This window comes from Enterobacter cloacae complex sp. SYL003 (genome assembly GCF_049236925.1).
GTDB classification, from domain to species: Bacteria; Pseudomonadota; Gammaproteobacteria; order Enterobacterales; family Enterobacteriaceae; genus Enterobacter; species Enterobacter intestinihominis.
In genome coordinates this window covers 55,192-74,472 of sequence record NZ_JBMKJK010000019.1, presented here as the reverse complement: position 1 = coordinate 74,472, position 19,281 = coordinate 55,192, and the positions used below count along the sequence as shown (strand labels likewise).

The following is a 19,281-nucleotide window of genomic DNA, read 5'->3' as shown; positions in this document are numbered from 1 at the left end:
AGCGGTAGTTCAGTCGGTTAGAATACCTGCCTGTCACGCAGGGGGTCGCGGGTTCGAGTCCCGTCCGTTCCGCCACTTATTAAGACATTAAGCCTGCCCAAAGGGCAGGCTTAATGGCAAAAAAATTTAGGGGCGTAGCTCAGTTGGTAGAGCACCGGTCTCCAAAACCGGGTGTCGCGAGTTCGAGTCTCTCCGCCCCTGCCATATAGAATCCTTTGCTTCGGCAAAGGATTTTTTTTTGCCTGTAAAACGGCTCAACACCTTCCTGAAGAATAAGCAGCCTGCGTTTCCGAAGGCTTTTGCGTTAATCCAGTATGCTGGTTTTTAACAGATCTTTTATCTGCGACTGCTTATCGCTGTTTTGCAGCCAAATGGCATACAGCGGCCTGGAGAGCGTTGTTGAATCGGTGACAACATGGAGTGCAGGTTTATTATCCGCCCAGCGAACAGGTAACCATGTACAGCCTTTCAGTGTGGGAAGATGCTGGCATGCGATCTCCGCAGAGCTTGTCGTGAGTTGCGGGATATCATCGCTGGCAATTAACCCCGCCTCGTGCTGCTGAAAATCAGGCCCCCATTCCAGGCGTAAATAATTCAGGTCGGCCTTCATCATTGCAGGCTCGGATGCATAGAGCGCCAGGCTAAACTGTCCAACAATCTGGCTGCTAAATTCATCCATCTTGGGGGCTTCTGTGGTGATCAGCAGATCAAGCTGCCGCTCGTGGAGTTGCTTAACCAGCGACTGGCGTTGCGCAATCCTCGCCTCAAATTGCAGATGGTTGTGTGTGCGATATAGCCGCATAAGCCACTGGCTGAGCATGCATTCCCATAGTGAAGCGCTGGCACCGATCGAGAATTCATTATGCCGGGAGGTGTGCGCAACCTCCTTTCGCGCTGCCTGCCAGGTATTCATCAGGGTTTCTGCATAAGGCAATAGCTTTTCACCGGCCGGGGTTAGACGAATATTGTTGCGATGGCGGGTAAAAAGGTTCACACCCAGTTGATTTTCCAGCTGTCGAATACGAAAACTGACTGCTGACTGCGTCAGGTAGAGGGCTTCAGCTGCTCGCCCAAAGTGTCGCGTTCTGCTCACTTCGAGGAAAGTTTTTAGCAATTCCGTATCCACATCTTTCTCCACAAAATTATTTGTCGTTATGATTTAAATGTTTTGTTTTACACTCTGTCAAGCGTAACTAATACTCCGCGCCATAAATAGCTCGGCCAAAGAATTAGGAGCGTGTAGGATGGCGGAAAGCTTTACGACGACTAATCGTTTTTTCGATAATAAACATTATCCGCGCGGGTTCTCTCGTCACGGCGATTTCACTATCAAAGAAGCTCAACTTCTTGAGCGCCATGGTTATGCCTTTAACGAGCTGGATCTGGGTAAGCGCGAACCGGCAACCGAAGATGAAAAACAGTTTGTCTCTGTTTGTCGTGGTGAGCGTGAGCCGCAGTCTGATGCAGAACGTGTATGGATCAAGTATATGGCTCGCATTAAGCGTCCTAAGCGTTTCCATACGCTGTCTGGCGGCAAGCCGCAGATGGAAGGTGCAGAAGACTACACCGAGTCTGACGATTAAGAAGAGAAGGGGCTACGGCCCCTTTTTTATGCCAGCATTTTTTGCAGATGCAACAGCAGCCGATCGATCGCACGGTAGCTTAATGCCTCCTGCAAATGTCGCCTCTCTATTCCGGGGCAGCCCTCCACGTCAGCGACCGTGCGCGCAACTTTCAACAAACGCTGCCACGCGCGAATGGATAGCCCAAACCGCGTCAGTGTCTCTTCCAGCCAGCCTGCATCTTCGGCGTTGAGAGAGCAAAACTGTCGGATCCCGCTGTTATCCAGCCGGGCATTCAGCCTGTTCTGACGAGCATACTGCCGCGCCTGAGCCGCAATAACCCGTTCTCGCACCGCTGCTGAGCTTTCGCCTTTGATACCGGTTTGCCTCAGCAGACCGGGCGGTGGCAGGGGGATCTCGAGAGATAAATCAAAACGGTCGAGGAAGGGGCCGGACAGCTTACTCAGATAGCGCAGCGTCTGCTCCGGCGTACAGCGGTTATGGTTGCCCTGATAATGGCCCGTTGGGCTAGGGTTCATCGCGGCGACCAGCTGAAACTGCGCAGGGTAGCTTATTTTGGCGCGTGTACGAGACAGATGGATTTCGCCGGATTCAATCGGCTCCCGCAACGCATCCAGCACGCGGCGTTCAAACTCTGGCAATTCATCCAGGAACAGAATGCCGTTGTGTGCCAGTGAGATTTCACCCGGTCCGGGAATTGAGCCCCCGCCCACCATCGCGGTAAGAGACGCACTGTGGTGTGGCGAGCGGAAAGGACGGCGGCGCCACTGTTTATGCAGCGATATTGAACTGACCAGGCTAAATATCGCGGCGCTTTCCAGCGCTTCGTGATTATTGAGGGGGGGCAGCAGGCCGCTCAACCTGCTCGCCAGCATCGTTTTCCCCGTGCCTGGCGGACCTATCAGTAGCAGGTTATGCCCACCCGCGGCCGTTATTTCTAACGCCCGCTTACCCTGTTCCTGACCCATAATATCGCTGAGGTCATCGGGTGAATCTGCCACTACCTCCTCATTCTCCTGCGGCTCGGCAAGCTCATGTCGGCCTTCCAGCCAGGCGCAAACCTCCTGCAAATGTCCCGCGACAAGACACCCCTTTTCGGCGATAAGGCTGACTTCAGAGGCATTTTCATTGGCCACAATGATTTGCCTTCCCGCGCGTATGGCTTCAAGCGCACCCGAGATTGCTCCGGGAACGCCTCTTAACGCGCCTGTAAGCGCTAATTCACCCACGAACTCGCACGAGCTTAACCCTGGCGTATTGAGCTGTTCAGAAGCCGCGAGAAGCGCTATAGCAATAGGTAAATCATATCGCCCTCCCTCCTTTGGCAAATCGGCGGGCGCAAGGTTGATGGTGATCTTCTTCGCCGGAAAAGCATAACCGCTATTAATAATTGCGCTGCGCACGCGATCCCTGGCCTCCTTAACGGTCGTTTCGGGTAAGCCGACCAGCGTCAGTCCGGGCAGTCCATTACTTAAATGAACCTCTACAGAAATAAGCGGTGCCTTCACGCCGATGGCCGCGCGTGTATAAACAACTGACAGTGACATAAGCCCCTCCTTGGCGGTGACTATGCCAGCATCATTTTTTCCTGTTTAGCGCTAATTTACTGAATTACGGCGCTCGTTCCAGCCTTTTAGCGCCTAAATGTAATCATTACATGTCGGTGGAATCGGCCTCGCAGAAAAGAAATCATGCGCGCCTTGCCTGATGAAACGGGCCAAAAAATGAAAAATCTTCATTTCTATTTTTTCCCTATATAAAACAACGATTTTGAAAGAAATAGTTCGCCTGCTACAGAAATGAGTCATAAAAAAATCTTGTGTCAGATGAAATATCTGTGGTAACTCTTTAGGTATTCCTTCGAACAAGATGCAAAAAGAACTGAAAATGACAGCCCTTCTACGAGTGATTAGCCTGGTCGTGATTAGCGTGGTGGTGATTATTATCCCACCGTGCGGGGCTGCACTTGGACGAGGAAAGGCTTAGAAATCAAGCCTTAACGAACTAAGACCCCCGCACCGAAAGGTCCGGGGGTTTTTTTATGACTAAAAAACTTAAATGAGGAGCAGAGAATGACGACTAGCACAAAATTCTGTTTCTCCAGATTTATGACGGGGAACTAACTATGAATGGGGCACAATGGGTAGTACATGCGTTGCGCGCGCAGGGAGTCGAAACCGTATTCGGTTATCCGGGTGGCGCAATTATGCCGATTTACGATGCACTGTATGACGGCGGCGTGGAACACCTCTTGTGCCGACACGAGCAGGGCGCAGCGATGGCCGCCATCGGTTATGCCCGTGCGACCGGTAAAACCGGCGTCTGTATGGCCACCTCCGGTCCGGGCGCAACGAACCTGATCACCGGCCTGGCTGACGCGCTGCTCGATTCCGTACCCGTGGTGGCGATCACCGGCCAGGTGGCCTCTCCGTTCATCGGCACCGATGCTTTCCAGGAAGTGGATGTGCTCGGTTTATCGCTTGCCTGCACCAAACACAGCTTCCTCGTTCAGTCTCTCGAAGAGCTGCCGCGCGTGATGGCCGAAGCGTTCGAGGTTGCCAGCTCTGGCCGTCCTGGCCCGGTTCTGGTAGATATCCCGAAAGATATTCAGGTTGCACTCGGCGATCTGGAACCGCACTTCTCCACCGTTGAAAGCGACGACGTGTTTCCCCATGCGGAGGTTGAAGAGGCTCGCCAGATGCTGGCGCAGGCGAAACAGCCGATGCTGTATGTAGGCGGCGGCGTGGGCATGGCGCAGGCTGTTCCTGCCCTGCGCGAATTTATCGCAGTAACGCAAATGCCCGCCACCTGCACGCTGAAAGGATTGGGCGCGGTCGACGCGGACTATCCATACTATTTGGGCATGTTAGGGATGCACGGCACCAAAGCGGCAAACCTGGCGGTGCAGGAGTGTGACCTGCTCATCGCCGTCGGCGCCCGTTTTGACGACCGCGTCACCGGCAAGCTGAACACCTTTGCGCCGAACGCCAAAGTGATCCATATGGACATCGACCCGGCGGAGATGAACAAACTGCGTCAGGCGCATGTCGCGTTGCAGGGCGATCTCAACGCGCTGTTACCGGCGCTGGAGCAGCCGCTGGATATCAACCCATGGCGTCAGCACACCGCAGATATGCGCGCTGAACACGCCTGGCGTTACGATCACCCCGGCGAGGCCATCTATGCGCCACTGTTGTTGAAACAGTTGTCCGACCGCAAACCCGCAGACAGCGTGGTGACGACGGATGTCGGCCAGCATCAGATGTGGTCAGCCCAGCACATGACCTACACCCGCCCGGAGAACTTCATCACCTCGAGCGGCTTAGGCACGATGGGCTTCGGCCTGCCCGCTGCCGTGGGCGCACAGGTTGCCCGCCCGAACGATACTGTTATCTGTATCTCCGGTGACGGCTCCTTCATGATGAACGTCCAGGAGCTCGGCACCGTGAAGCGTAAGCAGTTACCGCTGAAGATCGTTTTGCTCGATAACCAGCGTTTAGGCATGGTTCGCCAGTGGCAGCAGCTGTTCTTCCAGGAGCGTTACAGCGAAACGACCCTGACCGACAACCCCGATTTCCTCACCCTGGCCAGCGCCTTCGGCATTCCTGGCCAGCACATCACCCGTAAAGACCAGGTTGAAGCGGCACTCGACACCATGCTGTCAAGCGAAGGGCCATACCTGCTTCATGTCTCAATCGACGAGCTTGAGAACGTCTGGCCGTTGGTACCGCCCGGTGCCAGTAACTCACAAATGCTGGAGAAATTATCATGATGCAACATCAGGTCGCCGTGCAGGCTCGCTTCAACCCGGAAACGTTAGAACGCGTATTGCGTGTGGTCCGTCACCGTGGTTTTCAGGTTTGCTCTATGAATATGGAAACGGCCACGGATGCACAAAATATCAGTATCGAATTAACCGTTGCCAGCCCGCGGCCGGTCGACTTACTGTTTAGTCAGTTATCAAAACTGGTAGACGTTGCCCATGTTGCCATCTGCCAGAGCACAACCACATCACAACAAATCCGCGCTTAAGCGTGACAGGACGAAAAAATGACGACAAAAAAAGCTGATTACATTTGGTTCAATGGTGAGATGGTTCGCTGGGAAGACGCGAAAGTTCACGTGATGTCCCACGCGCTGCACTACGGCACCTCCGTGTTTGAAGGCATCCGTTGCTACGATTCTCACAAAGGACCAGTGGTGTTCCGCCATCGCGAACACATGCAGCGTCTGCATGACTCAGCCAAAATTTATCGTTTCCCGGTCTCCCAAAGCGTTGATGAGCTGATGGAAGCCTGCCGCGAGGTGATCCGCCAGAACAAACTGACCAGTGCCTATATTCGTCCGCTGGTCTTCGTGGGTGATGTCGGCATGGGTGTCAATCCGCCCGCTGGCTATAACACCGATGTGATCATTGCTGCGTTCCCGTGGGGCGCCTACCTGGGCGCGGAAGCACTGGATCAGGGGATCGACGCAATGGTTTCTTCCTGGAACCGCGTGGCACCAAACACTATCCCGACCGCGGCTAAAGCGGGCGGTAACTACCTTTCCTCACTGCTGGTCGGCAGCGAAGCGCGCCGTCACGGTTACCAGGAAGGTATCGCGCTCGATGTAAATGGCTACATCTCCGAAGGTGCGGGCGAAAACCTGTTTGAAGTGAAAGACGGCATTCTGTTCACCCCGCCGTTCACCTCGTCCGCGCTGCCGGGCATCACCCGCGACGCCATCATCAAGCTGGCAAAAGATCTGGGTATCGAAGTACGCGAGCAGGTGCTGTCCCGCGAATCCCTGTACCTGGCTGACGAAGTGTTCATGTCCGGTACCGCGGCTGAAATTACACCGGTGCGTAGCGTCGACGGCATTCAGGTGGGCGAAGGCCGCTGTGGTCCGGTCACCAAACGCATTCAGCAAGCCTTCTTCGGCCTGTTCACCGGCGAAACAGAAGACAAATACGGCTGGTTGGATCAGGTTAATCACTAAATATAAATTTGGGACGGCACGCACCGTCCCATTTAATAGTCAGACGGGAGTAAATAAAGCATGCCTAAGTATCGTTCAGCCACCACCACCCACGGCCGTAATATGGCGGGTGCCCGCGCACTGTGGCGCGCCACCGGAATGACCGACGCCGATTTCGGCAAGCCAATTATCGCCGTGGTGAACTCCTTCACCCAGTTTGTGCCGGGCCACGTGCACCTGCGCGATCTCGGTAAGCTGGTTGCCGAGCAAATCGAAGCCTCCGGCGGCGTGGCGAAAGAGTTCAACACCATTGCGGTGGATGACGGTATCGCAATGGGCCACGGGGGGATGCTCTATTCACTGCCGTCGCGCGAGCTGATCGCCGACTCGGTGGAGTACATGGTTAACGCCCACTGCGCCGATGCGATGGTCTGTATCTCCAACTGCGACAAAATCACCCCGGGGATGCTGATGGCCTCCCTGCGCCTGAACATTCCGGTGATCTTCGTTTCCGGCGGCCCGATGGAAGCGGGTAAAACCAAGCTTTCCGACAAAATCATCAAGCTCGACCTGGTCGATGCCATGATCCAGGGCGCGGACCCGAAAGTCTCTGACGAGCAGAGCGACCAGGTGGAACGCTCCGCGTGTCCGACCTGCGGCTCCTGTTCCGGGATGTTCACCGCCAACTCCATGAACTGCCTGACCGAAGCGCTGGGCCTTTCTCAGCCGGGTAACGGCTCGCTGCTGGCGACCCACGCCGACCGTAAGCAGCTGTTCCTTAACGCGGGCAAGCGCATCGTTGAGCTGACCAAACGCTACTACGAGCAGGACGACGCCAGCGCGCTGCCGCGCAACATCGCCAGTAAAGCGGCGTTCGAAAACGCCATGACGCTGGATATCGCCATGGGCGGTTCCACCAACACCGTTCTGCACCTGCTGGCCGCCGCGCAGGAAGCCGAAATCGACTTCACCATGAGCGACATCGACAAGCTCTCCCGCAAAGTGCCGCAGCTGTGTAAAGTCGCGCCGAGTACCCAGAAGTACCATATGGAAGACGTGCATCGTGCTGGTGGTGTCATCGGTATTCTCGGCGAGCTGGATCGCGCAGGGCTGCTGAACCGCAACGTGAAAAATGTGCTCGGCCTGACGCTGCCGGAGTCGCTGGACCAGTACGACGTGATGCTGACCAAAGACGACGCGGTGAAAAAGATGTTCCGCGCCGGTCCGGCAGGTATTCGCACCACGCAGGCGTTCTCGCAGGATTGCCGCTGGGACACGCTGGATGACGATCGCGCCGGAGGCTGCATCCGCTCGCTGGAACATGCCTACAGCAAAGACGGCGGTCTGGCCGTGCTGTACGGTAACTTTGCGGAAAACGGCTGTATCGTGAAAACCGCAGGCGTGGACGACAGCATTCTCAAATTCACCGGTCCGGCAAAAGTGTATGAAAGCCAGGACGAGGCGGTAGACGCTATCCTCGGTGGCAAAGTGGTGGAAGGCGACGTGGTGGTCATTCGCTACGAAGGGCCGAAAGGCGGTCCGGGCATGCAGGAGATGCTCTACCCGACTACCTTCCTGAAATCGATGGGCCTCGGCAAAGCCTGCGCGCTGATCACCGACGGTCGTTTCTCTGGCGGCACGTCAGGCCTCTCCATTGGCCACGTCTCCCCGGAAGCGGCAAGCGGCGGCAATATCGCGATCATCGAAGATGGCGACCTGATCGAAATCGACATTCCGAACCGCGGCATTCAGCTGAAGCTGAGTGACCAGGAGATTGCGGCCCGTCGTGAAGCGCAGGAAGCCCGCGGCGACAAAGCCTGGACGCCGAAAGACCGCCAGCGCGAAGTCTCCTTCGCCCTGCGCGCCTACGCAAGCCTTGCCACCAGTGCAGATAAAGGCGCGGTGCGCGATAAATCTAAACTTGGGGGCTAATGATGGCCGAGTCACAACCCTTATCCGCCGCCCCCGAGGGGGCGGAATACCTGAGAGCGGTGCTGCGCGCGCCGGTCTATGAAGCCGTGCAGGTCACGCCCCTGCAAAAAATGGACAAACTCTCCTCGCGCCTCGACAACGTCATTCTGGTGAAGCGCGAAGACAGGCAGCCGGTGCACAGCTTCAAGCTGCGCGGCGCCTACGCGATGATGGCCGGGCTGACGGATGAGCAGAAAGCGCGCGGCGTCATTACCGCGTCGGCGGGCAACCACGCGCAGGGCGTAGCGTTCTCCGCGGCCCGTTTAGGGCTGAAAGCGCTGATCGTGATGCCGGTTGCCACGGCGGATATCAAAGTCGACGCGGTGCGCGGTTTTGGCGGGGAAGTGCTGCTCCACGGCGCGAATTTTGACGAAGCGAAAGCCAAAGCGATTGAGCTGGCGCAGCAGCAGGGCTTCACCTGGGTCCCGCCGTTCGATCACCCGATGGTGATTGCCGGGCAGGGTACGCTGGCGCTGGAACTGTTGCAGCAGGATGCCCATCTCGACCGCGTTTTCGTTCCGGTGGGCGGCGGTGGCTTAGCCGCTGGTGTGGCGGTGCTGATCAAACAGCTAATGCCGCAGATCAAAGTGATTGCGGTTGAAGCGGAAGACTCCGCTTGCCTGAAGGCGGCGCTGGACGCCGGACATCCGGTGGATCTGCCGCGCGTCGGGCTGTTCGCCGAGGGCGTGGCGGTGAAGCGCATTGGCGATGAAACGTTCCGTCTGTGCCAGGAGTATCTCGACGATATCGTCACCGTCGACAGCGACGCTATCTGCGCGGCGATGAAAGATCTCTTCGAGGATGTGCGTGCGGTGGCGGAGCCGTCCGGCGCGCTGGCGCTGGCAGGGATGAAGAAATACATCGCCCAGCACAACATTCGCGGCGAGCGTCTGGCGCACGTGCTTTCCGGCGCCAATGTGAACTTCCACGGCCTGCGCTACGTGTCCGAACGCTGTGAGCTGGGCGAGCAGCGTGAAGCCCTGCTGGCGGTGACCATTCCGGAAGAGAAGGGCAGCTTCCTGAAGTTTTGCCAGCTGCTGGGCGGCCGTTCGGTAACGGAGTTCAACTACCGCTTTGCCGATGCCAAAGATGCGTGCATTTTTGTCGGCGTGCGTCTGAGCCGTGGCGTGGAGGAGCGCAAAGAGATCCTCAGCCTGCTGCATGACGGCGGCTACAGCGTGGTCGATCTCTCCGACGACGAAATGGCGAAGCTGCACGTGCGTTACATGGTCGGCGGCCGTCCATCCAAGCCGCTCAAGGAACGCCTGTTCAGCTTCGAGTTCCCGGAATCGCCGGGCGCGTTGCTCAAGTTCCTGCACACGCTGGGCACCCACTGGAACATTTCTCTGTTCCACTACCGCAGCCACGGCACCGACTACGGCCGCGTGCTGGCGGCGTTCGAGCTGGGCGAGCACGAGCCGGATTTCGAAACGCGCCTGAACGAGCTGGGCTATGAGTGCCATGACGAAACCCACAACCCGGCGTTCCGCTTCTTCCTCGCGGGCTAAGGGTTGAGCTGCGTGTAGGACGGGTAAGCGCAGCGCCACCCGGCTTTAGTGGTTCGGCAATATCGTCCAGAACGCATCAATAAGCGGCTCATGCAGCCGCTTTTTTTGTGCGCACACGCCTAGCTCGAACGGTGTTTTCTCGTCGCTGCGTTCTAAAATCATCACGCGATTGCGCACTGGCTCCGGGCTGTTTTCCAGCACCACTTCTGGCAGCAGCGCCACGCCGCAGCCGAGCGCCACCATCGACACCATCGCCTCATGGCCGCCGACCGTGGCGTAAATCGACGGGTTGCTGATTTTCTGGCGGCGGAACCACAGCTCAATGCGGCGGCGCACCGGCCCCTGATCGGCCATGATAAACGGCACCGTCGACCAGTCCGGTTTCTCCACCGAGACCTGGTTGCGCACAGGGCAGGGCAGCGCCGGGGCAATCAGTACTACCGCCAGATTCTCCAGCATTGAGAACGCTACCGCGCCCGGCAGGGTTTCCGGCTTCCCGGCAATCGCGAGATCCGCTTCGCCCGTGACCACTTTTTCCATCGCGTCGGCGGCATCGCCGGTGGTGAGCTTAATTTCAACCGACGGATGTTCCGCGCGGAAGCGGTCGAGAATGGGGGGAAGATGGCTGTAGGCGGCGGTCACGGAGCAGAAAATATGCAGCTCGCCGGAAAGCGACGGCCCCTGCTGGTCGATGGTGTGCCGCAGCTGCTGGTACTGCAACAAGGTTTGCTGGGCAAAGATGCGCAGCTCTTCACCGGCTTCCGTGAGGGTGACGGTGCGGTTATCGCGCACGAACAGCGGCTGGCCGAGGTCTTCCTCAAGGCGCTGGATCTGGCGCGACAGCGTGGAAGGGCTGACGTGCATCGCCCGGGCGCTGCGGCCAAAGTGACGGCTTTCCGCCAGATGCAGGAACATTTTCAGATCGCGTAAATCCACCGATTCCACTCCCTCTTTTTACATTGCATAAATTGCAATGTGACGTTGTGAATATATCAATTTCCGCAATAAATTTCCTGTTGTAATGTGGGTACATTCTCGCTGAAACGCGAACCGAACAATAAGACACACAACATCACGAGGTATCACCCATGGCTAACTACTTTAATACACTGAACTTGCGCCAGCAGCTGGCGCAGCTGGGCAAATGCCGCTTCATGGCGCGCGATGAATTTGCCGATGGCGCGAGCTACCTTCAGGGTAAAAAAGTGGTCATTGTTGGCTGTGGCGCACAGGGTCTGAACCAGGGTCTGAACATGCGTGACTCCGGGCTGGATATCTCCTACGCCCTGCGCAAAGAAGCGATTGCCGAGAAGCGCGCTTCCTGGCGTAAAGCGACCGAAAACGGCTTCAAAGTAGGTACCTACGAAGAGCTGATCCCGCAGGCGGACCTGGTGGTTAACCTGACGCCAGACAAGCAGCACTCAGACGTTGTGCGTTCCGTACAGCCGCTGATGAAAGACGGCGCCGCGCTGGGTTACTCCCACGGCTTCAACATCGTTGAAGTGGGCGAGCAGATCCGTAAAGACATCACCGTAGTGATGGTGGCACCGAAGTGCCCGGGCACCGAAGTGCGCGAAGAGTACAAACGTGGTTTCGGCGTACCGACGCTGATCGCCGTTCACCCGGAAAACGATCCGAAAGGCGAAGGCATGGCGATTGCCAAAGCCTGGGCAGCGGCCACCGGCGGCCATCGTGCGGGCGTACTGGAATCTTCCTTCGTTGCGGAAGTGAAATCTGACCTGATGGGCGAGCAGACCATTCTGTGCGGCATGCTCCAGGCTGGCTCCCTGCTGTGCTTCGACAAGCTGGTGGAAGAGGGCACCGACCCGGCATACGCGGAAAAACTGATTCAGTTCGGCTGGGAAACCATCACCGAAGCGCTGAAGCAGGGCGGTATTACGCTGATGATGGACCGTCTGTCCAATCCGGCAAAACTGCGCGCGTTCGCACTCTCTGAACAGCTGAAAACCATCATGGCACCGCTGTTCCAGAAACACATGGACGACATCATCTCCGGCGAGTTCTCTTCCGGCATGATGGCGGACTGGGCGAATGACGATAAGAAACTGCTGACCTGGCGCGAAGAGACCGGTAAAACCGCGTTCGAAACGGCACCACAGTTCGAGGGTAAAATCAGCGAGCAGGAGTACTTCGATAAAGGCGTACTGATGATCGCGATGGTGAAAGCGGGCGTTGAGCTGGCGTTCGAAACCATGGTGGATTCCGGCATCATTGAAGAATCTGCGTACTATGAATCGCTGCACGAGCTGCCGCTGATCGCAAACACCATCGCCCGTAAGCGTCTGTATGAGATGAACGTGGTGATCTCCGATACCGCCGAGTACGGTAACTATCTGTTCTCTTACGCCTGCGTACCGCTGCTGAAAGAGTTCATGACTACCCTGCAAGCAGGCGATCTGGGTAAAGCGATTGCGGAAGGTGCGGTTGATAACGCGCAGCTGCGTGACGTAAACGAAGCGATTCGCAGTCACGAAATCGAGAAAGTGGGCCAGAAACTGCGTGGCTACATGACCGATATGAAACGTATCGCAGTAGCAGACTAAAAAGACAATCGGGTGGCGCAAGCCACCCGAACTGTTTTAGCTACGCAGTATCGCGCCGGGATAACCCAGCTGGCGCCACGCCTCATACACCACCACCGACACCGCATTCGACAGGTTCATGCTGCGGCTGTCCGGCATCATCGGAATACGAATTTTTTGCTCAGCGGGCAGGGCATCCAGAATGGTGGCCGGCAGGCCGCGGGTTTCCGGACCAAACATCAGATAATCCCCGTCCTGATAGCTTACGGCACTGTGCGCTGGCGTGCCTTTGGTGGTCAGGGCGAACATGCGCTGCGGCTTCTCTGCGTCCAGAAACGCGGCGTAATCGTGATGACGAACGACGGCAGTAAACTCATGGTAGTCCAGCCCCGCGCGGCGCAGACGTTTGTCGTCCCACGTAAAGCCCATCGGCTCAATGATGTGCAGACGAAAACCGGTGTTGGCGCACAGGCGGATGATATTGCCGGTATTGGGTGGGATTTCTGGTTCGAATAAGACGATGTTAAGCATGCTGCCCCCTTAATTGCGGGGGGCAGAATAGCAGAAAAGAGAGGGACTAGGCGACGCCCGGCTCCTGCGAGCGGCTATACAGCATTTTGTAGACGGTTGCCGCCGCGGCCACGAGAGCAGGCACGCTGAGGATCATCAAAATACTATCCGCCTGCCACTGCATGGAAAGAAGCTGGGCGCTGGTCATGGTGCCCGCCACGCCGCCGAAGCGGCCGATCCCCTGCATCCAGGCGATACCCGTCGCGCGGCACTCGGTAGGGTAAAAGGTGGCGGCCAGGGTCTGCATCCCCGACTGCGCGCCGTTCATCGCGATCCCCATCAGGAAGATTAACCCGCCAAACAGGGCGATATGATTATGCTCAATGCCGAGTAAAAGAATCAGGCCCATCGTCAGCACGAAACCACACGCGACCACCTTGTGCGCTTCCCAGCGGTCCATCATCCAGCCCGCGAGCAGAATGCCAGCGGTGCCGCCGAAGGTGAACAGCGAGGTGAGCCAGGCGGATTCCGCCAGCGCATACCCCATCCCCTGCATCAGCGTTGGCATCCAGCTCAGCAGGACGTAATAAATCACCAGTCCCATAAAGTAGGTGACCCACAGCATCAGGGTGCCGGGCAGCCAGGGCATGGAAAACAGCTGCGACACGCTGCCTTTTTTCGACGCGACCTTCTCCTCCGCCAGGAAAAAGCCCGTGACGCTATCCAGCGTGCTGCGGGCGAACCGGCTGGCGATGCGGCGAACCTGCGCGACGTCTTTTCCGCGCTGCACCAGAAACTTCACCGACTCCGGCAACAGCAGCGCCAGCAGCACCGTTAAAATCAGCGGCGCAATCGCGCCGGTCAGCAGCACGCTTCGCCAGCCATGGTGAGGGATAAGCCAGGACGAGATCGCCCCGCCGCCCGCCGCACCCAGCGGAAAGCCGCAGTACATGGTGTTAATTGCCATGGCGCGGCAGCGCTGGGGGGCAAACTCTGAGATCAGCGTGATGGCGTTAGGCATCGCGGCGCCCAGCCCGAGACCGGTCAGAAATCGCCACAGCGTCAGGGTATTCAGACTTTGCGCCCAGGCCGTGCCCAGGCTCGCCAGGCCGAAGAACAGGCATGAAAAGACCAGTACGCGCTTGCGTCCCATACGGTCCGATACCGGACCTGCAATAAGAGCTCCCAGCGACAGCCCCAGTAGCGCCGCACTCAACACCGGCCCCAGATCCTGTTTATGTATTCCCCACTCCGCCGACAGCGTAGGCGCAATGTAACCCATCGCGGCGGTATCGAAACCATCGATCGCCAGCACCAGAAAGCCCAGCACAATAAGAAGCCAGTGAAACCCTGAAAAAGGACTCTCATCGATCACCTGCTGAATATCCACCCGACCTGAATACGTCATACGTTCCCCTCCGATGTGATGTTGTTTTTGTGATCTTGTATTTGCTTGTCTATACAATTGCGGAGGGGCGGGGCATGTCAAATTTTCTTATCCAGAATGTTACGCAGGTGTTATTTTCGACAAAAAAAAGCGCCCGAGGGGGAAGTCGGGCGCGGAAGAAGGGGAGGCTAACCGGGGGAGATCAGGCCGCGTTTCCCTGAGAAAGGGGGGCCAGCGCCGCAGGCAGCTTACTGAGCTCCTGCACCAGAGAGTCTTTGCTGATTTCACCGATTGTTTTCGCACCGGTCAGGGTCATCGCCACCTTCATCTCTTTCTCGATCAGGTTCAGCAGATTCGCCACGCCCGCCTGGCCGCAGGTGGCCAGCGCGTACAGGTAAGCACGGCCCAGCAGCACACTGTCTGCGCCCAGGGCAATCATGCGCACCACGTCCAGCCCGTTACGGATGCCGCTGTCGGCCAGAATCGCAATATCGCCTTTCACCGCATCGGCAATGGCTGGCAGGGCGCGGGCGGAGGAGAGCACCCCGTCAAGCTGGCGGCCACCATGGTTAGAGACCACGATCCCATCGGCGCCAAAACGCACCGCGTCGCGCGCATCTTCCGGATCGAGGATCCCTTTGATCACCATCGGGCCGTCCCAGAATTCGCGGATCCACTCCAGGTCTTTCCAGGAGATGGATGGATCGAAGTTGTTCGCCAGCCAGCCGATGTAATCTTCCAGCCCGGTCGGTTTACCCAGGTAGGCCGAAATATTGCCCAGATCGTGCGGACGGCCATTCACGCCGACATCCCACGCCCACTGCGGGTGCGTCACCGCCTGCCAGTAGCGGCGCATCGCGGCGTTCGGACCGCTCATGCCGGAGTGCGCATCACGGTAGCGGGCGCCGGGCGTGGGCATATCGACGGTAAAGACCAGCGTTGAGCAGCCTGCCGCTTTGGCGCGCTCCAGCGCGTTACGCATAAAGCCGCGATCGCGCAGGACGTACAGCTGGAACCACATCGGGCGCTTGATGGTCGGGGCGACCTCTTCAATCGGGCAGACGGACACGGTGGAAAGGGTAAACGGAATGCCTTTGGCATCTGCGGCGGCGGCGGCCTGCACTTCGCCCCGGCGGGCATACATGCCGCATAAGCCGACGGGCGCAAGCGCCACCGGCATGGAGAGCGTCTCGTTAAACAGCTTCGTCTCAAGGCTCAGGTCAGACATATTCTTCAGCACGCGCTGGCGCAGGGCCACTTCCGACAGGTCCTCCACGTTGCGGCGCAGGGTATATTCGGCGTACGCCCCGCCGTCAATGTAGTGGAACAGGAATGGCGGCAAAATGCGCTGTGCCGCGGCGCGATAGTCACTGGCTGCGGAAATAATCATGCTTTGTTCTCCCTGGAAATATCACTCTCGCCAGGCAGACGGGTAATACGCGCCTGTCGGGCCTGATCTTCATCGAATCGTTTAATGGTGGTATGCACGAAGCCGAGATGCGCCATCATCGCCTTGCGCGCGGCCTCGGCATCACCGGCCAGAATGGCGTTGAGCACCGCCTCGTGCTGTTTGGTCAGTTGGGCAAATACCGGCGGCACCAGATACATGCGCTGGCGGCTCTGCTTCACGGAGGATTGCAGCAGGTCGAAGAACCCGCGCATGGTTTGCAGCAGAACCACGTTGTGCGAGGCCTCGGCAATCGCGAGGTGAAAACGCACGTCCGCCTGGGAGGCGATGTCCGGGTCGCTGCTTTGCGTGGCCTCAAAGCAGGCTTTGAGCTTCTCTTTGTCGGCCTCGGTTGCCCGCATCGCCGCATGCCACGCGGTGCTGGTTTCGATGGCGTGACGCGCTTCGAGGATGTCAAAGCTGTAGTCCGGGTCGTTTTCCATCAGCGTCTTCAGCGGCTGCACGATGTTTTGTTCGGACCAGTCGTCATGCTGCCAGCGCACGAAGGTGCCGCCGCCTCGACGGCTCAGCAGCACCCCTTCGCTGATCAGCGTCGCCAGCGCCTCGCGCAGTGAATTGCGCGACACGCCAAGCTGGGCGGCAAGCTGACGCTCGGCGGGCAATCTCATGCCCGCTTCCAGCTGTTGTTCTTCTATCAGCGCCCGTACGCGAGTGGCAATCTCGTCGGACAGGCGTCTGGGCATCACTATCATGGAATCATCCAGGTTAAGACATAGGCCTGCAATGTGGTGATCACGCCCACCATGCAGGTAAATATCAGGCTGTGTTTAACGGTAAAGCGGAACAGATCCGACTCTTTGCCAACCAGACCCACCGCGGCACAGGCAATGGCGATGGACTGCGGTGAGATCATCTTCCCGGTCACGCCGCCGGTGGTGTTCGCGGCGACCAGCAGCACGTCCGAGACGCCAATCTGCTGCGCGGCTGTGGCCTGTAGGGCGGCAAACAGGGCGTTAGATGACGTATCTGAACCGGTCAGGAACACCCCCAGCCAGCCGAGGAACGGCGAGAAGAAGGTAAACGCGTGGCCGGTATGCGCCAGCGCTAACGCCAGCGTCGACGACAGGCCGGAGTAGTTCGAAATAAACGCGAACGCCAGCACCATGCCGATGGAGTAAATCGGCAGCATCAGCTCTTTAATCGTCGCCGCAAAGGTCTGCACCGCGGCGGCAGGCTTCATGCGCAGCCACACTACGGAAAGGATAGCGGCAAACAGGATCGCCGTGCCGGTGGCTGAGAACCAGTCGAACTTAAACACTGCCGCATACGGCGTGGCGTCGTGTACCACCGGCGGCATACGAGCGACCATCTTGTCGAGGAACGGCACGGAGATATTAATCACCATGTCGTACAGCGCGCCGCCCGGGGCGAACAGGGCCTTAAACGGCGGAATGCTCCACAGCGTCACGGTGGCGGTCAGGAACAGGAACGGTGACCATGCGCGTACAATCTGTCCGGCGGTATAGCCGGTGCGCGCCAGCGTCTGATCCACGTGTGATGCGCCCATGTCAGCAAAGCGGAAGATACGTACCGGCTGCCAGCGTTTCAGGAACAGCGTCAGACAGACCAGCGACACCAGGGAAGAGATGATGTCCGGCAGTTCCGGGCCGAGGAAGTTGGAGCTGAGATACTGGGCAATGGCGAACGAACCGCCCGCTACCATCACCGCAGGCCAGGTCTCCTTCACGCCGCGCCAGCCGTCCATAATCGCCATGATCCAGAACAGCACGATAATGGTCAGGAACGGCAGCTGGCGGCCCACCATCTGGCCGATCTCGAAGCTGTCCAGCCCGGTCACCTGGCCCGCCACCAGAATAGGAATGCCCATCGCGCCAAACGCCACCGGGGCGGTATTCACAATCAGGCACAGGCCAGCGGCATACAGCGGGTTAAAGCCCAGACCGACCAGCAGGGCGGCGGTGATGGCCACCGGTGCGCCGAATCCTGCCGCCCCTTCCAGAAATGCTCCGAAGGAGAAGCCGACGATCAGCATCTGCAAACGCTGGTCCGGCGTGATGGAGAGAATCGACGAGCGAATAATGTCGAACTGCCCGGTTTTGACCGAGATTTTGTAGACAAAGACGGCGGCGATGATGATCCACGCAATCGGCCACAGTCCGTAGAAGAAGCCATAGACGACGGAGGCCAGCGCGCGATCGACCGGCATTTTGTAGAAGAACAACGCCACCATCAGGGCGATGGCAACGGTATACGTCGCGGCGAGGTAGCCCTTCAGCTTGAGCTTAATCAGCGCAAAGAAGAAAAACAGGATCGGTAGCGATGCGATCAGGCTCGACAGCCAGATATTTCCGGCCGAATCGTAGTTTTGTTGCCAGAGGCTCATGCAGGTCTCCTGAGGACCACACAGTGTTCGTCGGGTGAGTCTCTGCTCATCTCTGCGTCACACTTAGTGTAAAAGTGGTCCTTCCAATATTGTGATGTAGGGTTAATGACAACAAATGGTTAACCAAGTGTTGCTATTCAGCAATTGTTTTGTGAAGTGGAGCATCGAAATTGTGAACGATGGATAGCTTTGTACGTGATTGGTAGGACCAAACCCGCAAAATCAAATCACCGTGTGCATTGGGAGCGGTGGTCAGGTGGAGAGCCTTACATTCGCCTTTTAAGCAGATACGGCGCGTAAAAGAGGTTATATAAAAAGGAGAGGTGATAATATTGCGTGAATTGAATGAGGTTTGTTTGTTTTATTTGTGTTTTTGAGAAGCTGTATATGTGTGAGCATAGTGATATATTTCCTATAAATAAAAATTTTTTTTGGTTAAAAATGCGAAATCTAAGCTGTAGCAAAAAATTTTAATTAAGGTAAATTTCACATATAGATTTTAACAGTGTATTACAAACGATCAATTGATGATCGATAAGGAAATATCCTGTTCAATTGCGGTTTTTCAGGATAAAGGGTAAGAATTTTGCGCTGAACAGACATTTTTTGGCTAATAATATTCTGAAATAAATTGATCAAACAATGATCAGTTGACTCTCTTGTAATTTAGTTGCGGTATTAAAAGCAGATTAATAATTATTAGGGCAATCGAAAGGGGTTAAATTTGTTAGTTGAGTGTTAATTTCTGAGTGTTTACAGACGCGGCATATTGCTTTTCAATGCATAGACGTTAAAAGGCATTTGATTTACTATTTATTCAGAAGCAACGTAACAGAAGATTTTAAATTTATTACTAACCACAACGTATTCAGTGTTATTTTCGGCCAGAAGTCATTCCTCAGTTGAAGGATATCTGTGTATGGCCTTCTGAAAATATACGGATTATCACCATGGGATGGACCCTGCTTTATTCTATAAGGTCGCGTCACCCATTCTGCTAAAAACCTT

At 56.9% G+C, this 19,281-nt stretch carries 17 protein-coding genes and 1 tRNA gene; 10 read left to right on the top strand and 8 right to left on the bottom strand.

All coding sequences use genetic code 11. From position 1 onward, the window contains the following. The first annotated feature begins 128 nt into the window (after positions 1–128). Positions 129–204, top strand: a tRNA-Trp gene (locus ACOT1A_RS20355). Between the two features lie 100 nt (positions 205–304). Here the strand turns inward: ACOT1A_RS20355 and hdfR are convergent. Then, on the bottom strand, positions 305–1,126 hold the full coding sequence (gene hdfR / locus ACOT1A_RS20350) for an HTH-type transcriptional regulator HdfR (RefSeq protein ID WP_276170303.1): 822 nt from the start codon (positions 1,124–1,126) through the stop codon (positions 305–307). 118 nt (positions 1,127–1,244) lie between these two features. Here hdfR and ACOT1A_RS20345 point away from each other — a divergent pair, with 118 nt between their 5' ends. Further along, a complete protein-coding gene (locus tag ACOT1A_RS20345) occupies positions 1,245–1,583 on the top strand; it encodes a DUF413 domain-containing protein (protein ID WP_006808641.1) in 339 nt (112 codons plus the stop codon). Positions 1,584–1,609: 26 nt separating this feature from the next. Here ACOT1A_RS20345 and ACOT1A_RS20340 read toward each other — a convergent pair whose 3' ends face one another. Beyond that, a complete protein-coding gene (locus ACOT1A_RS20340; RefSeq protein ID WP_032626968.1) occupies positions 1,610–3,130 on the bottom strand; it encodes a YifB family Mg chelatase-like AAA ATPase in 1,521 nt (506 codons plus the stop codon). A 340-nt stretch (positions 3,131–3,470) separates the two neighbouring features. Between ACOT1A_RS20340 and ilvL the strand changes: the two genes are divergently transcribed. The 7 genes from ilvL (at position 3,471) to ilvA (ending at position 10,021) form a co-directional block, all read left to right on the top strand. Beyond that, a complete protein-coding gene (gene ilvL, locus ACOT1A_RS20335; protein WP_001311244.1) occupies positions 3,471–3,569 on the top strand; it encodes an ilv operon leader peptide in 99 nt (32 codons plus the stop codon). Between the two features lie 86 nt (positions 3,570–3,655). Then, a complete protein-coding gene (ilvX, locus tag ACOT1A_RS20330; protein WP_166792073.1) occupies positions 3,656–3,706 on the top strand; it encodes a peptide IlvX in 51 nt (16 codons plus the stop codon). 2 nt (positions 3,707–3,708) lie between these two features. Further along, positions 3,709–5,355: an acetolactate synthase 2 catalytic subunit gene (gene ilvG / locus ACOT1A_RS20325; RefSeq protein ID WP_023298882.1), complete on the top strand. Its 1,647-nt coding sequence runs from the start codon at positions 3,709–3,711 to the stop codon at positions 5,353–5,355. Then, a complete protein-coding gene (gene ilvM / locus ACOT1A_RS20320; protein WP_063147041.1) occupies positions 5,352–5,615 on the top strand; it encodes an acetolactate synthase 2 small subunit in 264 nt (87 codons plus the stop codon). Before ilvG ends, ilvM begins: the two co-directional genes overlap by 4 nt. An 18-nt stretch (positions 5,616–5,633) precedes the next feature. Continuing rightward, positions 5,634–6,563 (top strand): branched-chain-amino-acid transaminase, encoded by a 930-nt coding sequence (gene ilvE, locus ACOT1A_RS20315; RefSeq protein ID WP_003860182.1) that lies wholly within the window; start codon positions 5,634–5,636, stop codon positions 6,561–6,563. A gap of 60 nt (positions 6,564–6,623) precedes the next feature. Next, positions 6,624–8,474 (top strand): dihydroxy-acid dehydratase, encoded by a 1,851-nt coding sequence (gene ilvD, locus ACOT1A_RS20310; protein WP_032626972.1) that lies wholly within the window; start codon positions 6,624–6,626, stop codon positions 8,472–8,474. Positions 8,475–8,476: 2 nt separating this feature from the next. Continuing rightward, complete coding sequence (gene ilvA, locus ACOT1A_RS20305) at positions 8,477–10,021, top strand: threonine ammonia-lyase, biosynthetic (protein WP_100148853.1); 1,545 nt, start codon at positions 8,477–8,479, stop codon at positions 10,019–10,021. Positions 10,022–10,066: 45 nt separating this feature from the next. Here the strand turns inward: ilvA and ilvY are convergent, their stop codons facing one another. Beyond that, on the bottom strand, positions 10,067–10,957 hold the full coding sequence (gene ilvY / locus ACOT1A_RS20300) for an HTH-type transcriptional activator IlvY (RefSeq protein WP_017693777.1): 891 nt from the start codon (positions 10,955–10,957) through the stop codon (positions 10,067–10,069). 152 nt (positions 10,958–11,109) lie between these two features. Here ilvY and ilvC point away from each other — a divergent pair, with 152 nt between their 5' ends. Beyond that, positions 11,110–12,585, top strand: coding sequence for a ketol-acid reductoisomerase (gene ilvC / locus ACOT1A_RS20295; RefSeq protein ID WP_022649773.1), 1,476 nt, complete (start codon positions 11,110–11,112; stop codon positions 12,583–12,585). 36 nt (positions 12,586–12,621) lie between these two features. On the opposite strand, the gene trmL is transcribed toward ilvC, so the two are convergent. The 5 genes from trmL to lldP all read right to left on the bottom strand — a co-directional run bounded on the left by trmL (position 12,622) and on the right by lldP (position 18,273). Continuing rightward, the gene (trmL, locus tag ACOT1A_RS20290) at positions 12,622–13,095 is read right to left on the bottom strand and encodes a tRNA (uridine(34)/cytosine(34)/5-carboxymethylaminomethyluridine(34)-2'-O)-methyltransferase TrmL (RefSeq protein WP_022649772.1); all 474 of its coding nucleotides are present in this window, start codon (positions 13,093–13,095) and stop codon (positions 12,622–12,624) included. Between the two features lie 46 nt (positions 13,096–13,141). Next, complete coding sequence (locus ACOT1A_RS20285; protein WP_022649771.1) at positions 13,142–14,482, bottom strand: MFS transporter; 1,341 nt, start codon at positions 14,480–14,482, stop codon at positions 13,142–13,144. Positions 14,483–14,663: 181 nt separating this feature from the next. Further along, a complete protein-coding gene (gene lldD, locus ACOT1A_RS20280; RefSeq protein WP_276170301.1) occupies positions 14,664–15,851 on the bottom strand; it encodes an FMN-dependent L-lactate dehydrogenase LldD in 1,188 nt (395 codons plus the stop codon). Beyond that, positions 15,848–16,621, bottom strand: coding sequence for a transcriptional regulator LldR (gene lldR / locus ACOT1A_RS20275; RefSeq protein WP_368958423.1), 774 nt, complete (start codon positions 16,619–16,621; stop codon positions 15,848–15,850). The genes lldD and lldR overlap by 4 nt, the downstream gene beginning before the upstream one ends. Next, positions 16,618–18,273 (bottom strand): L-lactate permease, encoded by a 1,656-nt coding sequence (gene lldP / locus ACOT1A_RS20270; protein ID WP_276170299.1) that lies wholly within the window; start codon positions 18,271–18,273, stop codon positions 16,618–16,620. The genes lldR and lldP overlap by 4 nt, the downstream gene beginning before the upstream one ends. Positions 18,274–19,281 lie beyond the last annotated feature (1,008 nt).

Excerpts from the sequence above, each read along its gene's own strand:
- ACOT1A_RS20345 (WP_006808641.1), top strand. The coding sequence starts at position 1,245 with ATGGCGGAAAGCTTTACGACGACTAATCGTTTTTTCGATAATAAACAT.
- ACOT1A_RS20340 (WP_032626968.1), bottom strand. The coding sequence starts at position 3,130 with ATGTCACTGTCAGTTGTTTATACACGCGCGGCCATCGGCGTGAAGGCA.
- ilvL (WP_001311244.1), top strand. The coding sequence starts at position 3,471 with ATGACAGCCCTTCTACGAGTGATTAGCCTGGTCGTGATTAGCGTGGTG.
- ilvG (WP_023298882.1), top strand. The coding sequence starts at position 3,709 with ATGAATGGGGCACAATGGGTAGTACATGCGTTGCGCGCGCAGGGAGTC.
- ilvM (WP_063147041.1), top strand. The coding sequence starts at position 5,352 with ATGATGCAACATCAGGTCGCCGTGCAGGCTCGCTTCAACCCGGAAACG.
- ilvE (WP_003860182.1), top strand. The coding sequence starts at position 5,634 with ATGACGACAAAAAAAGCTGATTACATTTGGTTCAATGGTGAGATGGTT.
- ilvD (WP_032626972.1), top strand. The coding sequence starts at position 6,624 with ATGCCTAAGTATCGTTCAGCCACCACCACCCACGGCCGTAATATGGCG.
- ilvA (WP_100148853.1), top strand. The coding sequence starts at position 8,477 with ATGGCCGAGTCACAACCCTTATCCGCCGCCCCCGAGGGGGCGGAATAC.
- ilvC (WP_022649773.1), top strand. The coding sequence starts at position 11,110 with ATGGCTAACTACTTTAATACACTGAACTTGCGCCAGCAGCTGGCGCAG.
- trmL (WP_022649772.1), bottom strand. The coding sequence starts at position 13,095 with ATGCTTAACATCGTCTTATTCGAACCAGAAATCCCACCCAATACCGGC.
- ACOT1A_RS20285 (WP_022649771.1), bottom strand. The coding sequence starts at position 14,482 with ATGACGTATTCAGGTCGGGTGGATATTCAGCAGGTGATCGATGAGAGT.
- lldD (WP_276170301.1), bottom strand. The coding sequence starts at position 15,851 with ATGATTATTTCCGCAGCCAGTGACTATCGCGCCGCGGCACAGCGCATT.
- lldR (WP_368958423.1), bottom strand. The coding sequence starts at position 16,621 with ATGATAGTGATGCCCAGACGCCTGTCCGACGAGATTGCCACTCGCGTA.
- lldP (WP_276170299.1), bottom strand. The coding sequence starts at position 18,273 with ATGAGCCTCTGGCAACAAAACTACGATTCGGCCGGAAATATCTGGCTG.